At 40.5% G+C, this 17,230-nt stretch carries 9 protein-coding genes; 1 reads left to right on the top strand and 8 read right to left on the bottom strand.

Translation table 11 applies throughout. From position 1 onward, the window contains the following. Nucleotides 1-6: 6 nt before the first annotated feature. The 8 genes from H6G41_RS14220 to ppsA form a co-directional block, all read right to left on the bottom strand. Nucleotides 7-1,689: an iron uptake porin gene (locus tag H6G41_RS14220; RefSeq protein WP_190746831.1), complete on the bottom strand. Its 1,683-nt coding sequence runs from the start codon at nt 1,687-1,689 to the stop codon at nt 7-9. Nucleotides 1,690-2,466: 777 nt separating this feature from the next. Next, the gene (locus tag H6G41_RS14215; protein WP_190746830.1) at nt 2,467-3,627 is read right to left on the bottom strand and encodes an ATP-binding protein; all 1,161 of its coding nucleotides are present in this window, start codon (nt 3,625-3,627) and stop codon (nt 2,467-2,469) included. A gap of 5 nt (nt 3,628-3,632) precedes the next feature. Further along, nucleotides 3,633-7,013, bottom strand: coding sequence for a GAF domain-containing protein (locus tag H6G41_RS14210; RefSeq protein WP_190746829.1), 3,381 nt, complete (start codon nt 7,011-7,013; stop codon nt 3,633-3,635). A 192-nt stretch (nt 7,014-7,205) separates the two neighbouring features. Then, nucleotides 7,206-8,378 carry a hybrid sensor histidine kinase/response regulator gene (locus H6G41_RS14205; RefSeq protein WP_190746869.1) on the bottom strand — a complete coding sequence of 391 codons (1,173 nt, stop codon included), beginning with the start codon at nt 8,376-8,378 and terminating at the stop codon, nt 7,206-7,208. Nucleotides 8,379-8,561: 183 nt separating this feature from the next. Beyond that, on the bottom strand, nt 8,562-9,008 hold the full coding sequence (locus tag H6G41_RS14200; protein WP_190746828.1) for a response regulator: 447 nt from the start codon (nt 9,006-9,008) through the stop codon (nt 8,562-8,564). Beyond that, nucleotides 8,956-11,259, bottom strand: coding sequence for an ATP-binding protein (locus H6G41_RS14195; protein ID WP_190746827.1), 2,304 nt, complete (start codon nt 11,257-11,259; stop codon nt 8,956-8,958). Before H6G41_RS14195 ends, H6G41_RS14200 begins: the two co-directional genes overlap by 53 nt. A gap of 805 nt (nt 11,260-12,064) precedes the next feature. Then, nucleotides 12,065-13,522: a dolichyl-phosphate-mannose--protein mannosyltransferase gene (locus H6G41_RS14190; protein ID WP_190746826.1), complete on the bottom strand. Its 1,458-nt coding sequence runs from the start codon at nt 13,520-13,522 to the stop codon at nt 12,065-12,067. A gap of 402 nt (nt 13,523-13,924) precedes the next feature. After that, entirely contained in the window at nt 13,925-16,378 is a 2,454-nt protein-coding gene (gene ppsA / locus H6G41_RS14185; RefSeq protein WP_190746825.1) for a phosphoenolpyruvate synthase, read from the bottom strand. 313 nt (nt 16,379-16,691) lie between these two features. Here ppsA and H6G41_RS14180 point away from each other — a divergent pair, with 313 nt between their 5' ends. Next, entirely contained in the window at nt 16,692-17,096 is a 405-nt protein-coding gene (locus H6G41_RS14180) for a hypothetical protein (RefSeq protein ID WP_190746824.1), read from the top strand. Nucleotides 17,097-17,230: the final 134 nt, after the last annotated feature.

Below are 17,230 nucleotides of genomic sequence, written 5' to 3'. Positions count from 1 at the left end.
GAGAATTTAGAAGGTGAAAGTGGTTCTTAAAGTACCAATTACGGCGTTATCCCCATTGGGAACTTGACCAGGGCTGGTTAACCAAATCACACCAGGAGTAATGGAGATATTATCGCTGACACGATATTTATAGAAGCCTTCAATGTGGTAAGGGCGATCGCCACCTACACTACCTAAGTATGGCTGGGCACCTGCAAAAATGCCTAAAAGGTTGCCTTTTTTACCTAAATCGGGTAAAGCGACACCAACGCCATAACTCCAGACTTCACCATTATTATTGCCAATTAAGTCTGTAACGTCGCTGTACATTAAAAAGCCACTAATTGACAGTTTGTCGCTGGGTTTGAAAGCCGCCCCAAAACCGTAGGAGTTACTCTGATATGGATTACCACCACCGACAAAGTTGGCTTGTGAAGTTCCAACTACACCACTATTGATAAAACCAGCATCAAATAAAGCACTGTTGGCGCTATGATAACCGTGAACGTAGGTTGCAGCCACGCTCAGACGATTGCCAAGGTTGAGGTTTAATTGTGCTAGAGCAGCATAATTACCTTCAAATAAACCTGCATTTGGTGCTGGGTTATTACCTTGGGATGCTAGGTAACCTAAGCTAATGGAAGGTTTGAAACTACTGTTTTCACCACCAAAGACGAAGTTAACACCTGCACCTGCACCACCACCAATCCGGTAAATTGGGCTTTCTGTTGCAAAGGTAGACAAAGCACCATTACCGCCGTCAAAATCCTCAAAGTAGGGGTTAACGGTAGGAGCGTAATCGGAGTGAATACCGCCAGTGGCTACTAAGTATACTTGGGAGTTACCCAGAGGGAAATAGTATGACAACCAGTCTACGGCAACACTGTTATTGGTAGTGGGTGCTAAGTTAAAAGTTTGAGTACCCTCAAATGTGTTATTTGGTAAAGTCAATCCCACCGCATTGCTAGTTGCAAGTCTAGTGTTTAGTGTATCTCTACCAGTGAAGCTGCTTTGGAAGTTTAAACGTACCCGGTTTTGAAAGACAGTTTTGTTATTGTTGTTCTCGCCAAAGGTATCAGTGACGACAAAAACTGCTTCACCAATTAACTTGGTTGTTGTCGAAAATTGATTTGCTTCTAATTCCGCAGTACGTGCTTCTAAAGAATCTACTCGACCGCGTAAGGTTGCTAGTTCTGCGGAGAATTCTTCTTGTAAACGCTGGAGGGTAGCTAAATCTTGTTTGGTGACTAAGTCAGCAGTTGCTGTGGCTATTAGTTCATTAACTCTATCTAAACAAGCATTTAAACCCGCAGCAAATTCATACCGAGTTAAAGCACGATTTCCCCGATAAGTTCCATTGGGATATCCGGCGATACATCCATAGCGCTCAACGAGAGATTGTAATGCTTGGAATGCCCAATCGGTTGGTTGTACGTCAGAAAATTGGGAAACTGACGTAACTTGAGACATTGAATCTTGATTATTAGCGTCACTGATTAAAACTTTGTTCTCATCAGTTTTCGCTTGAGCAAGTAATTGCTGACTAGCTTTTGGTTGCTCTATTGCAACGGCAGTATCAATGGTATTTTTTCCTGCTTCTGAGTTAGAAGCATTTAATATTTCCGCAGCCATGACACTAGACGAAGCTAATGCATTTGCACCCAAAAACACTGGTAGTAATACCAGATTCTTCCACAATGTATGAGACATATTTTCCGTTTTCCTCTCCACGAAATATCCATAATTAATTGCTATAAGCAACAATTAATGTGGGAATTTCTGCACACCTATAAAGTAGTATATGTTACATTGGGTTGCGATGTAAAGTCAAGTCCTAAGTAGATGAAGTTTCGACCAATAACTTGGCTTTGACCGTCTTTAGGTAAACTGCTGTTTATCCTTGATTTTACTTATTTGCTTCCATGCAACCTTTACCAAGGGTTGTTAATAATATTCGCATTTAAATTAGCTAGACAGAGCGATTAACTCTTAGCAACTTCTGCTGAATCAAAATTTTTCACCCCTGATATTTGTATCTATTATGCATAAAAATTAGTTATTCTCTACACAAAATACATTTTTTTTCTCCAGAAAATTCATTTGGTTTATGCAAAAAAATCAATTTGGATTTTCTGTAGCAAAACTTACAAAATTTTGATTAAACATATTCTCTTAATCCCGAAAGCAATCGGTAAATTGTATCAATGAATAAAAGAATATCTCAGTAATAGATAATAATACTTAAAGCCTATCATTAATATTTTTTGATTTTGAGGTAAATATGCTTGATTTTTGGCTTATACGAACATTTAATATTTACAACATTAGTTTATAGCAGTGATATTTTATATCAAATAAACCGATTTGACGTGTAAAAATTAGTAAGCGAATGCGCGTCAAAATTGCACAACTACTGGTGGGGAAAAGTTGACTGTTAACTGTTGATTGTCAACGGTCAACGGTCAACAGCCTGATCGAGCATGAGAGTTAATCATGGTTGGGCTGGTAGAGGTTAGGATTGGAGTTAAGAATTTTCAGTGCTGGTAGGATAACAGTAAAAGTTGTGCCGATACCAACATTACTGTCAACTAAGATTTGTCCCCTATGTGCATCAACACACTTTTTGGTGATTGATAACCCCAATCCTGTACCGGGAATGTTGCTGACATTCATTCCTCGATGAAAGGGCGTAAATAGCTTTGTCAGATCTTGATCGGTTAGTCCAATTCCTCGATCTTGAATCTCGAATTGAATGTAATCTGGCTCACAGCGTAACTTAAAGGTAACTTTGCTGGTTGGTGGCGAATATTTTAGAGCATTTTCCAGCAAGTTGGTGAGGATATGTTGCAATAAATTTGGATCTAGCTCATAGGTAAGATTTGCTGTTTCGTCGCATCCGTTCACGGTAAATACTAGTCTATCTGTGCTTTGCGAACGGGATTGGATATCTTCTATTAGGTAGGAGCAGAACTGGGAAATATTGACGAGTGTTGGTTGAAAGTGAAATTGCTCTTGTTCTACTTGGCCGAGAACCAAAACATCTGTGATCAATTGCGCCATGTGCTTGATAGTCGCTTTTCCCCGTTCGATATGAGCTTGTCGCTTTTGGGGGGTGAGAAGATCTGGCTGTTCAAACAGTTCCAGTGTCATGAGTAGGGAACTTAAGGGATTGCGAAACTCATGGGAGACAATGGAAACAAATTGAGATTTCAGCTCGTTGAGTTGTTTTTCTTTCTGTAGTGCTTGTCTGATAGCTTGTTCGGCGAGATGGTTGGCTAAGGCTACCTGAATAGCAATAATCAGATCCTGTTCTTCAAAAGGTTTAACGATATAGCCGTAGGGATGGGTAGCGATCGCTTGTGTTAAAGTTGCTTCATCGGCATGGGCAGTGAGAAATACAACAGGTATCTGAAACTGTTGGCGAATTTGCTCTGCTGCTTCAATTCCGCTTTTGTCGCCTTGCAGGTAAATATCCATCAACACTAGAGCGGGTTTGGTGGTAGCAACAAGTTCCAAAGCTTTTTCGGCAGAATTAGCAGTTCCAGAAACGCTATAGCCTAATTTTTGCAGATGTTGTTTGATATCTAGAGCAATTACCCATTCATCTTCGACAATCAAAATGGTGGGCGGAGAAGAAACTTGCGGCATAGACATTACAACCTTTTTTTCAAGAAAATCTTAAACTGACTGCCTCCTTGTCTATCTAGTTGCAGCTTACCTCCAAGTTGTTCTGTTAACCCGTAGATAAGTTGCATTCCTAGTGAAGTAGTATGCTTGGGATCGATATGAGCAGGTACTCCAATTCCATTATCTTTGACAACTAGACAATAATACTCAGTATCATGCTGCCAAAATTGCAAAGTGATTTCGCCTGCTTGCTGGGGAAAAGCATACTTCAAGGCATTAGACACTAGCTCATTGATGATTAAGCCACAGGGAACAGCTGTATCTATGTCTAGTTCTAGGTCTGCCACATCCAGCAAAACACGGATAAATGATTTGCTTGATGTATAGGAACGCACCAAGTCTTGAGCAAGTTTTTGCACATAGGTGGCAAAGTTAATGCGGGCTAGGTTTTGGGAACGGTAGAGCCGTTCATGAACCAGTGCCATTGTTTTGACTCGACCCTGGCTTTCAGTGAGTAATTTGAGTACGGCAGGATCGTCAATGCTACTGGCTTGCAGACTTAACAGGCTAGAAACCATTTGCATATTGTTTTTCACCCGGTGATAAACTTCACGCAATAAAACTTCTTTTTCTTTGAGGGAGGTGCGGATTTGTTCTTCAATTTGTTGGCGTTCTTGCAGTTCAACTTGGAGTTGCTTGTAGAGTTCAGACTGTTGAATAGCGATCGCCAATTGGTTAGCTATTTGCTGTAACAGATCTATTTCCCAAGACTGCCAATGACGAGGAGCTGCGTTTTGGTAGACGGCTAACAAACCCCAAAGATTTTCGCCGCTAAAAATTGGCGCGATCGCATAAGCTCTAGCTTGAAACTGTTCTAACAGGGCAATATGACAATCCTGATGCCCAACTGTGTAAATATCGGCAACGGCAAAGGTTTCGCGATTTTTGTAGCGTCCTCCTTGAGTTTCTTGCAAATAAGTATCTTCCCACACTTTCTTGATATTGGGTTTAACTAGCTCAACCCAGCCTAGTGCAACTGATTCGACGATAAAATTTCCACTCCAATCGTCATTAAACCGATAAACTGCCACCCGATCGGCTTGCAATGTTTGCCTGACTTCAGTTACAGCCGTTGTGAGTATGGCATCCAAATTGAGAGACTGACGGATTTCTTGGGTAACTAGCCGCAACACTTGCTCTTGTCTAGCTTGGTGGCGGAGAATTTCTTCAGCTTGCTTGCGATTGGTAATATCCATAGCAATTCCCGCTAGACGAATAGCTTGTCCCTGTTCGTTCAATACACAAGCACCTCGTGCGTACAACCAACAGCCTTCTCGGCGTAGCAATCGATACTCAACTTCAAATGAAGAACCTTGTGCGATCGCTTGCTGAGTTTTTTGGACTACATAGTCTCGATCGTCGGGATGAACGCAACTCAAAAATAACTCGAAGGTGGGATGGGGACTAATTTCTCTGCCATTTTGATCGAGAACACGTCCTTGGGCATCGGTTTTAAAGCCAAATAAGGCATATTCTTCTGGCGACCAATGTACCATTTTCGTCTCTGGATTCAACTGCCAAGTGCCCATTTTGGCAGCAGAGAGCGCCATTTTTAGTAGGGAAGTGCGTTCTTGAACTCGCTGTTCTAACTCCTGGTTGAGTTGTTGTAAAGCAGCATCGGCGCGCTGGCGATCGCTGAGTTCTTGTTGTACTTGTTGATAGAGTTGTGCTTGCTGAATGGCGATCGCTAATTGATCTGCGACTTTATGCGCTAGTTCTATCTCTTCCTGGCTCCAAGGAGCTTCTGCAATCGGCTTTGACAGAGATAAGCTGCCCCAAATTGTACCGTTAACGATAATGGGTGTTAACAACCAAGCAGGCGGAAGTATCTCGGAAATTTTCAGGTTAATCTGATCTGTAACGCTATCAATAGTATTTATCTGTACTACTTGGAGTTGCTTGAGTTGTGCCGCATAGGGATTGCCTTCATCAGGAATTTCTAAACCTGTTGTATCTAAAAGTGATGGATCTTGGCGATGGGTCGCCAGAACTTGCCAACATTGGCGCTCAGGGAAATACTGGACGATAGTAGTTCGATGCACGCCCAATAATTCTGTGACTTCTGCTATGGTTGTAGAGAAGATTGTTGCTAAGTCCAGGGAACTGCGAATGCTTTGAATGACTCGATTTAAGCTTTGTTCTTGCTTTGCTTGACGCTCCAAGGCAATTTGGGCTGCTTTGCGATCAGTCACATCTCGCGAAATACAAAGTATCGATTGGATGGTGTTTTCGCGAGTCACTTCTGGCGCGATCGCCATTTCAAAGCAACGCACTCCATTCAAGGTTGGCGTTTCAAATTCAATCAGCTGCTTTTGTCCTGTTGTTAGGACTGCTTGGGCAGCAGCTTCCCAGGTTTTAACCATCATCTCTGGCATTCCCAGTTCGCGACAGGTTTTGCCGAAAAACATCTCTGCGGGAATTCCTGTAATTTTTGTTAGGGCTGGACTAGTATAAAGATGCCGCAGCTGAGTATCGAAACGTTCGATAATATCCGGAGAATTTTCCACTAATGTTTGGTATAATTGTTGCGATTCTTGCAGCGCAGTTTCAGCAGCTTTGTGCGCCGAAATATCTGTAACAAAACCCTCCAAAGCCAGGAGTTGACCGCTGGCAGAAAATACACCCCGTCCCCGCTCCCAAACCCATTTCTGGGTTCCCGATTTCGTAATAATCCGAAACTCAAACTCATAGGGTTGCTGGCGTGCGACTGCTCGCTGCACCAATTGCCAAATGCGATCGCGGTCATCGGGATGAATTTCCTGACCACAGGAAATTGTGCGATCAATTAAGTATTCCTCCTGAGAATAACCAGTGATGTTAATTACTCCTTCACTGATAAATTCTGGAGTGTAATTGCGATCGTTAGCAACCCGGTACACGTAACCAGGTAGGTTGCTAATCAAAGTAGATAAGCGACGTTCGCTTTTGCGTAAAGCTTTAGCTGTTTGACAACGAGTTTGAGTTTGATACCAGACATTACGAACTGCTTGCACCAATTGAGCCAGATTCGTTGGCGATTTGATGACATAATCATCCAACCCTGCTTTCATGGCGGCGACGGCGATTTCTTCGTTACCTGAATTTGTAAACATAATCACAGGACAATCGCCCAACTGCGCTTTCAGAGTCTGCAAAACCTCTAGTCCGGTTGTCCAGGTTAACTGATAATCGCTGATTACCAAATCAAAGTTACGCTCTACCATCGCCTGCGTTAACTCATCAGAATTAACAATTTCTCTAATGTCAAGTCCTGGTAAATCGCAAGTCAGTGCTTGGACAATCAGAGCGCGATCGACTGGGTTAGCATCGATTAGCAAAATTCGTTGCAATAACTGCTCTCGGCTCATGATCGTCAGCTTCCAATAAGTTTAAGAACGAGTATATTTTGATGTCGATCTTAAGCTTTTACCACGTTTGTTGGTGGATGGAGTCAGTTACCAATCAAAAATTTAACCATTTTTGCGTCAAGTCTCCAGATTCTGACCCTGGTTAGAACCGTATCTGGTAAGTGAGAGTCAAGGCGATCGCATATGCAGAGATTATAGTTTTAGTAGGGGGAGTATAACAGTAAAGGTTGTACCTATTCCCACTGTACTATTCACAAAAATCTCGCCGCCATGTGCGTCAACACATTTTTTCACAATTGCTAACCCTAAGCCTGTACCAGGAATAGAACCGACGTTTTCTGCACGTTGAAATGGCTGGAATAAGTGTTTTTGGTCGGGTTCGGGAATGCCAATCCCATAATCTTGAATCCGAAAGGCGATCGCTTTTTCTTTACCTATTAATTCAAATTTGACTGTACCACCGGGGAGGGAATATTTAATTGCATTCGTCAGCAAATTACCCAAAATATGCCGCAGTAAGCTTTCATCCCAGAGAGCATCTGTAAATTCTCCCGCACTGGTAAATACAAGATTAATTTGCTTATCTTTAAGATTTAATTGCGCTTCTTCCACAAGTTGACGGCAAAAATTCTCTAAATCTAGACAGATGAGTTCGCAATGCAATTTACCTGAATCTGCTTGACCAATTAACGAAACTTCATCTAATAGCTGTGCCATGTTTTTGATTGCTGAGCGAATCATTTGAAAATGAGCACTTTTTTTTTCTTTTGTCAACTTATCATCGCTATTTTGTAACAAACCAGCCGCTAGGAGAATAGTGTTTAAGGGATTGCGGATGTCATGGGAAATCATCGAAACAAATTCTGATTTGAACTGGTTGATTTCTTTAGCTTTTACCAGTTCAGCCGTGCGTTCTTCTACGCGAGTTTCTAAAGTTTTATTAGTTGACCGTAATGATTCTAAAACTTGCTTGCGGGCGATCGCATAATGTAGGGAGCGAATCAACACATCTACATTTACCTGTCGCTTAACTAAATAATCTTGTGCGCCTTGTCTGACTGCTTCGATTGCTAATGCTTCATCATTGGTATTGGTGAGGACAACAATCGGTAAGCTAGGCGCATAATTAATTAATGTTGGCAAGGATGACAATCCTTCACTATCAGGTAGAGTCAGATCCAACAAAATGACATCATAAGAGCATAATGGCTGGTCTCTAGTTAATTCCTGGAGCGCATTCTGCAAGCGTTGAACATGAACTACACTAAAGTCTTGGGATTGGCCTTGCTTCAGAAACTCTTGTAACAATCTCGCTTCTGCCAAGTTGTCCTCAATCAACAAGATTTTTACTGAGCCTGTAGCCATCATTTTCTGGTTCTACCTCCTCTTTGAAAATGGGCATTAGGTATGGGGCATGGGGCATTGGGCATTGGGCATGGGGCATTGGGCATGGGGCATTGGGCATTGGGCATTGAGTATTTATTTAGTTATTCCCTCTGCCTCCTCTGCTTCCTCTGCTTCCTGAGTCCCTGCTTCTCTGCCTAAGACCTACTCTGTCGGCAACGTGGCAGTAGAGAGCCAAAACTCTTCAATTCCCTTAACGATTTGAAATAGCTGGCTCAGGTTGCGAGATTTAGTGATGTAGCAATTTACATGCAAGTCGTAACTGTGGAAAATATCATCCTCGTTGCGGGATGTTGTGAGTACGACTACTGGTATACGTTTGAGTTTGGGGTCGCTTTTAATTTCTGCTAGTACTTCACGACCATCTTTTTTGGGTAGGTTTAAATCCAAGAGAATGAGGTCAGGGCGTGGAGCATTAGCATATTCACCTTCTTGGCGTAAATAAGCCATGGCGTCCATGCCATCCCTGACTATTACCACTTGATGTGGCACTGTACTTTTTTTCAGTGCTTCTTGGATTAAGCGGATATCGGCTTTATTATCCTCGACCAAAAAGATTGTTCTGTGTTTTTCTTCCGTTTCTACGCTCACGCTCGCGGCCTCCGACTGGAATCGTAAAGTAGAAGCTTGCACCCGCACCTAGCTGTGACTCCACCCAGATTCTTCCCCGATGGCATTCTATAATTTTTTTACAGATTGCTAGGCCCATGCCTGTACCGGGATATTCTTCTCTGGTGTGTAGGCGTTGAAAGATGACGAAAATGCGATCGCTAAATCTGGGATCGATGCCAATACCATTATCCCGCACGGAGAATAACCACTCATCTTCTAATCTTTCGGCTCCGATATGGATTTGTGGTAGTTTTTTGCTGCGGAATTTGATGGCGTTGGCGATCAAATTTTGAAATAGCTGCATTAATTGTGTACTATCAGCCATCACAGTGGGTAAGGGGTCGTGGGTAATTATCGCTCCAGTTTCATGGATACGTCCACGTAAATTGCTGAGGGCACGATTTAAAGGTGTTTCTACCTCAGTTAACCCAAAGGCGATCGCTTGCATATCTACTTTAGAGTATGCTAGTACATCGTCAATCAGCGTTTGCATGAGACTAACTCCCTCAACGGCAAAGTTAATAAATTCCTTTGCGTCTTCATCGAGTTCTTCTTCATAGCGCATTTCTAATAGCTGCACGTAGTTTGCTACTTGATTTAATGGTTCTTGTAAATCATGGGAAGCAACATAAGCAAACTTTTTCAATTCTGCGTTAGAACGTTCTAAGTCTTGCGCTAACTGTGCTAGTTCATCGGCTTGGCGCAAAACAATATTGATGATGGCTTTGCGTAGTTCTAGTGCCGCTTTGATTTCCGCAAATTGCCAAGGTAAAGAAGTTAACCGAACTGTTTCTTTCCACAATTCAAATGATTTTCGGGGAACAAGGCGCAAATTTCCTTCTGATTGGTTAACTTCAAAAGCTTCATTGGGATTACCTCCCCAATTTACTGTTTGAATTACTTCTGGTCGAAACCATAAAACGTAATTCCGTTTAGAAATGGGAATAGCTAATAAACCACTGGCGACATTTTTAAACTTTTCCGCATCCGGATAAATTTGGGGTAGGGAATCTGTATAAAATACTTCTTCCTGCACATTATTCTTGAGCCATTGAATTAAAAAACTCAAGTCTTCTTCGTTAGGAGTCTCACCAATTACTGTACAATTATCGCCAAAACATACAGCTGCACCTTGAGCACTAGTTAAATCTAAAAGATTTGGCTGGTGTTTGATTAAGCCATCAATAAAGTTCTCTTCTTGAGACATATATTCCATCAAAACTGATTGAATATATGCCAAATTCATCCGGTAATCGTAATCTTCTGTTTCTTCTCTGGCAGAAATTTCTGTAAATATCACCCTACCTAAAAATTCGCAGGCTTTCCGCAATTCGTAAGAAACATATTTAGGCGATTGATGATGACAAGCAATTAAACCCCAAAGTTTGCCATCTTTAATTAAAGAAATCGTCAAAGAAGCACCTACACCCATGTTATGTAAATACTCCAAATGACACGCAGCCGCACTTCTGAGAATTGAATTAGTTAAATCAATTGGACGTTGGCTACTGGGATTTTCTACGGGAATGATTTGTACAGGTTCAGAATATGCATCTGGGATTAACCTGATAAAATTAGAAGCAAATAATTTTCTCGCTGGTTTGGGAATATCTGACTCTGGGTAATGTAACCCTAAGTAAGGTTCCATGCTATCTAACTTTTCTTCGGCAATTACAGAGCCATGCCCATCATCATCAAATTTATAAAGCATTACTCTGTCAAATCCCGTCACATTCCTGACTTCTTGAACGATTATTTGACAAAAATCGTGGAGGTTTGTGGTTTTTTCTAGTTGGTTAATAGAAGCTCTTGCTAAATGGTAAAAGCTTAAAAATGGGATATTTTCTTGAGAAATTGCTGGCTCCAATTCTAAAATTAGAATTCCTTCGGGATTGCGATGAAAAACTGCATCAAATACGACATAGTCATCGCCCTTTCTTCTCACCCAAACTTTAGTCGGATTGATATAATCGAGATTCCCTTCCAATATCCCTGCTTTAATTCTCTCCATTTGGAAAGGGTCGAGTAATTCTTCTAATTTTTTTTGCAAAATATTTTCGGGAGCAATGCCGAAAACATTCCATGTATTATTACTAACTTGTAGAATCTTTAACTCAGGCTCCTCCAATACCATCAGGACGCCGTGAGGCTGAATGCGGCTAGAAATGTGTATTGCTGCTTCTTTTAAGCTACTAACATTCATGCCTTGAACATCTAATTCCATTACCATTACGCTTCTCCTCTATAGGGCGGGAGCATCAAAAGTAAAGCATCAATAAGTTGTTAATTACTTATTGAAGGTTACACATTACTGATGATGTTTACAATTAAGTTACAGTTCGGTAAATGAATACCTTCATTGGGAATTTTGTCTTCAGCAGTATAGATTTCAAAATTTCCCAGTTGTTAGATTTAGGAAATAAACAAAGCTAATTAAAAAACTATAAATTACCTTTTATATATAATTATTGATATTTCATGACCCATTAACTGCGCTAGCTTAATTATTTGTATACTGATATTTTTTTAACTTTCAGTAGCATCACGCAGTATCTCCCTTTTCTGCTTTGCAATTCACAGTTTAACAGGCAGCCACATCATCGAGGGATAAGATATATGAAAAACAAGTGATTAAATAAACCGCTAAATATGTAGTTGTGTTACACCTAAGTTTGCTATTAAGAAAGCCAACAAATTTATATCGGCAATAATGTCATAATACTAAGCATTTTAATTGTTGAGTACGCTAAATTTTAGCGACTAACAGATGAATCCGAAAAAGATTAAAAAAATACATAATTTTTTATAATTTGATTTTACCGCCAAGAGTTTGATTAATGGTGCTTTACGGTGAATTATCTAATTTATGGGAAAAAACAATTAATTATCCGTAATTTTAAGCTACCCATCTGAAAATCAAGCAACATATTAGTAGATGCACAAAAAAGTTGTGTACTGGCGAATAATTTATTTATCGCAAACATTATTTGAATTTGTATAATCTTTGTAAAGTTGGTTAATTGCTAGCAGTTTGATTAAATCCAACTGGTAAACCACATTCGCAGTTTATAACCTTCAGAAGTCAGAGGTAAGCCCAAATAAATCGGCATCCAGAAGATAAAACCAAGCAAAATCAGAAAAATAATCGTCACCCCAACTCCACGGAATTCCCGATGATAGCTACGCAGACATTGATCGACAAACCAAGCGATCGCTAAAAATACAAACACCACAGCACACATATAATGATAGATAAACACGCACCTAGTGACTTTTACCCAAGGTAATAAATTAGCAGCATAATTTAAGACAATAAATAAACCAATCCAAGTATCAACTGCAAGATTAGCAGGTACAGACAATTGCTGATGTTTTCTCCAAGGAATGACGACTTTTGATAATAGCCATCCTCCTAAAAACAACATAGCAACCATCCCAGTCCACCACAAAAAGGGATTACCCATTGCATGAACATCATAAATTACTTTTCCATTAGCAGCAGATAAATTCGGCCCCATTACAGGTAAAGGATCGGTAAAATTATGAGCAGTTTGATAATAATAAGCCATTGGTCGAGTCATCAACGGCCATTTATACCAAGCCGCACAATAAGGATGCACATCTGGACTATTACCACCCAACTGCAAGTGAAAGTTTAAAATTTGTCGATGTACTTCAATAAAACCATATTTTGTATCTAATTGTAGGTGAGGAATCCAGATTAGACTGTATATCAATGCTGGGATAATTCCTAAATAAAACCCCATCTGAAAAATATTTATTTGCGTCAGCTTTTGTAGTGGTGTTTGTACCTTTTCATCTTGATGAGTAGCACGAGATTGCCGATTTAAATACGCATGTAACCAACGGAATACCCAAGCAGTCAGCCAAATTAAATAAGCACCTAAAAGAAACCATAAACCATTCCATTTGGTGCCAATTGACGCACCAAAACTAATACCAGCAGCAATTAACCATAAAGCACGTTTTTGTTTATTTTTTTCTAAAGCTAATAATAAAAACCACTGCCCTAATAAACCAAAAATTACAATATAAATATTATTTAGTGCATAGCGAGATTCAACAAGAAATAAGCCATCACAAGCTGTAAAAAATCCGGCAATTAAAGCAAAACTGCGACGATGACTAATTTGATAAGCAACTCCAGCTACTACTAGGGGAATAAATGAACCAGTCAGAGCATTTATCCAACGATAACTCCAAGGCGATAGTAAAGAACCTGCTAAACCATTAACTGGTTGCTGCCAAAAAGGAAATTGTTTACCCAACCAAATGCCAATGCCAATAATGTATTGACTTAATGGTGGATGGGCATTAAAAAAGGGAGTATTAGTGAGATAGTTATTGCCAAATTTAGCAAAGTAAACTTCATCAAATACTAGGGTATTGAATCGATCTAATCCCCAGAAACGCAAGGCAAAGGAGAAAATGAATATAGCCGCAAGTCCAATTCGGAACCAATTTTTAGTCATTTGTCAATTGTCAGTTGTCAGTTGTTAGTAGGGGCAGGTTTATGGGAGATCGTCATGGATATTTGAGGATATCTGTAAACCCGCCCGTACAGTTGTCAGTTGTTATTGGTAACTGACAAATCAAAACACATTCCAATAATCACTTTACCAAGACTGTAACTCGTAAGGGCGGGGTTATCCCGCCCCTACAATTTGGCATAATTGATTTTGTTGGTGCTATGCCTTGAGGCATTCGTCATTGGTCATTTGTTTACTTATGCTGCTTGGAAGCTATCTACTGCTACCTTACCATTATGTAGTTCTACAAATTGCCATTGTGATTTTGAAAGTGAACATGAAGTACCCACCACCAAGCATCAGTGAGATATTGGTGGTGGGTAACTTAGCGATTAGGGAATGTTGTTAAATCTGACGAGCCTCTACTTTGGCAATTTCTAACATTGTTTTTAAGACGGAATCGGGATTTAAACTAATCGAGTCGATTCCCTCTTCTACTAAAAACTGGGCGAATTCTGGATAATCGCTGGGTGCTTGTCCACAAATGCCAATTTTGCGATCGCATTTTTTCGCCGTTTGGATAGCCATTTTTACCATACGTTTAACGCCTTGGCTGCGTTCATCAAATAATCGCGCCACCAATGCAGAATCCCTATCTAGCCCTAATGTTAACTGTGTTAAGTCATTAGAACCGATAGAAAAGCCATCAAATACTTCTGCAAATTCCTCCGCCATAATCACATTATTTGGCAACTCGCACATTACATAAACTTGCAACCCATTCGCGCCTTGGTGTAAACCATTCTTTGCCATTTCTGCTAACACTAAGCGTCCCTCATCGGGAGTGCGACAGAAAGGAATCATGGGAATTACATTAGTTAAACCCATTTCTTCCCGTACTCGCTTAATCGCATGACATTCTAAAGCAAACGCTTGCCGATAACCTGGATCGTAGTAACGTCCAGCACCGCGCCAGCCTAGCATTGGGTTTTCTTCATCAGGTTCAAATTGTTTACCACCTAAAAGATTGGCATATTCATTACTTTTGAAATCAGACATCCGCACAATCACAGGTTTGGGATAAAATGCTGCGGCAATTCTGCCAATACCTTGGGCTAATCTATCAACAAAATATTGGGGTTTATCTTCATAAAGTGCAGTAATTTCGTTAATTTTTTCTTTGACAAATTCATCTTTTAAATCATCGTAGTGAATTAACGCCATTGGATGAATTTGAATTTGATTGGCGATAATAAATTCTGTCCTCGCTAAACCAACCCCATCATTAGGGATAGCAGATAAACTAAATGCTTCTTGAGGATTACCCACATTCATTAAAATTTGTGTGCGGGTGCGGGGTAGATTTTCTAACAGCACTTCCTGGACTTCAAAAGGTAATAAACCGGGGTAAACTAGTCCTTCATCGCCTTCTGCACAAGAGACTGTTACCTCTTGACCAGTTGTTAAAATTTCTGTAGCTTTATTACAACCAACAATTGCCGGTACGCCTAATTCTCTGGCAATAATCGCTGCGTGACAAGTGCGTCCGCCTGAGTTAGTAATAATTGCACTCGCCCGTTTCATAATTGGTTCCCAATCGGGGTCAGTTCTATCTGTAACTAATACTTCCCCTGGTTGGAATTGATCAATTTTATTTACATCTAAAATTAGACGAACTTTTCCCTGACTAATAGCTTCGCCAATAGCCCGCCCAGTAACAAGCGGCTGGGGAGATTTTGCAGCTTCTTCTGTTTTAACTAAGCGATAACTCCGCAGTATATTTCCCCGCTTTTGCGATTGTACTGTTTCTGGTCTAGCTTGGACTATAAATAGTTGATTGGTAATCCCATCTTTTGCCCATTCAATATCCATTGGAGTGTAATAACCATTGACTCGCGAATAATGATCTTCAATTACACAAGCCCAATTTGCTAGTTGTAATATCTCGTCATCGCTTAAAACAAATTTACCTCTTTCTACTTGAGGAACTAAAATATTTTTCGTAAATTTAGAGCCATCATCATAAACCATTTTGAGTTCTTTACTACCCAATTTTTTATCAATAATTGGGCGGAACCCAGCTTTTAAAGTCGGTTTAAATACATAATATTCATCAGGATTAATATTACCTTGCACGACATTTTCACCTAAACCATAGGCGGCGGTAATTAAGGCTGCATCTTTAAAACCCGTTTCTGTTTCAATAGAGAACATTACCCCAGCAGAGGCTAAATCGGAACGCACCATTTTTTGCACGCCCACAGCTAAAGCAACGCTAAAATGGTCAAAGCCTTTGGTATGACGGTAAGAAATAGCGCGATCGGTAAATAAAGAAGCAAAGCAACGATGACAAGCCGCTAACACGCCAGAAACGCTAACAACATTGAGGTAAGTTTCCTGTTGTCCCGCAAAACTAGCATCGGGTAAATCTTCGGCTGTAGCGCTAGAACGGACGGCGACATCTGTATCTGCATTGTAAGGTTCGCAGAGAGTTTCGTAAGCAGATGCGATCGCCTGACGCAGTTCTGGGGGAAATGGTGTGTGCATTAATAGGGCGCGTGCTTTTTTACCCCTTTCTTGTAAATTTTTCATATCCTCCACATCCAAGTCTGCAAACAGTTCCCGTAGCTGGGCGTCTAACCCCGCAGACTCGATGAAATAACGATAAGCATAAGCCGTAGTTGCAAACCCTGTAGGAACATTCACGCCTTTAGGTGTCAACTGCCGAATCATCTCCCCTAGTGATGCATTTTTCCCACCAACTAAGGGAATATCCGCAATTCCCACCTCATCAAACCAAAGAATCAGCGATCGCTCTTTTGTATCCACAGACAAAGTATTCTTCGCTACTGTTACCATCAGAATTACCTCACAAGTAAATGCTCTGGTTATAAGTGCAAAATCGCTAGTACTCCTAAGCATCCGGGGATAAGAGTCAAGCAGCAATCATCGGGGATCAAGGAGAACAACAAGCATTACAGAAATTCTCCTAAGTTTGTCGAGAACTTTTATTTGCGCCTTGGCGTGCTAGTTTATTTTGCCTATGTTCAATTTTAAAGATTAAATTTGGGATTGTGTAATAAAAATACCAAGATATAGTCAAGAAAGATTAACAATAATTTGAGATAATCACCTTATTGAGACAAATTGGAAATTAAAGATATAATTGAAGATGGCGCAATTAGAAAATCTCCTCAGAATGGCGGAAGACGAGCTAACTGAGTACAGTACTGACGCTCGTAAAATTGAAAAGCTGCGGCGCAAAATTGGTTTATCAGTATCTTTAGCCGAGCAACGCCAAATCAAGTCAGAATTATTAGCGATAATGCAACCCAATCAAATAGCCCAAATTGTTGAAGAACAAAGACAAGTAGTAGCCTTACCATTTTGGGGAATCGCCGGCTTAGGTTTATTATTAGGAATTTCTTTAAATCAACCCATCGGATTATTAGCAGCCATCGCTGGTTCTGTCGGTGCTTTTAGAATTCAAAAATGGGGTTGGCAATTACAAGCGAAGCGTCTATTATTGCAAACATTAGAAGATATCGAAGCGCGGATTGCTCAACCGAATAATTAACAATTCAAAATTCTAGAATTGGTCAGGACTTACGCAGGATGTAGGTTGGGTTGAGGAACGAAACCCAACACTCCAAAGTTTTGTAATTGTTGGGTTTCACAACCTTCTACCCAACCTACGTATCTGTCTCATTT

The organism is Tolypothrix sp. FACHB-123 (assembly GCF_014697075.1).
Classification (GTDB): Bacteria; Cyanobacteriota; Cyanobacteriia; order Cyanobacteriales; family Nostocaceae; genus Aulosira.
This window is presented reverse-complemented; position numbering and strand designations above follow the sequence as displayed.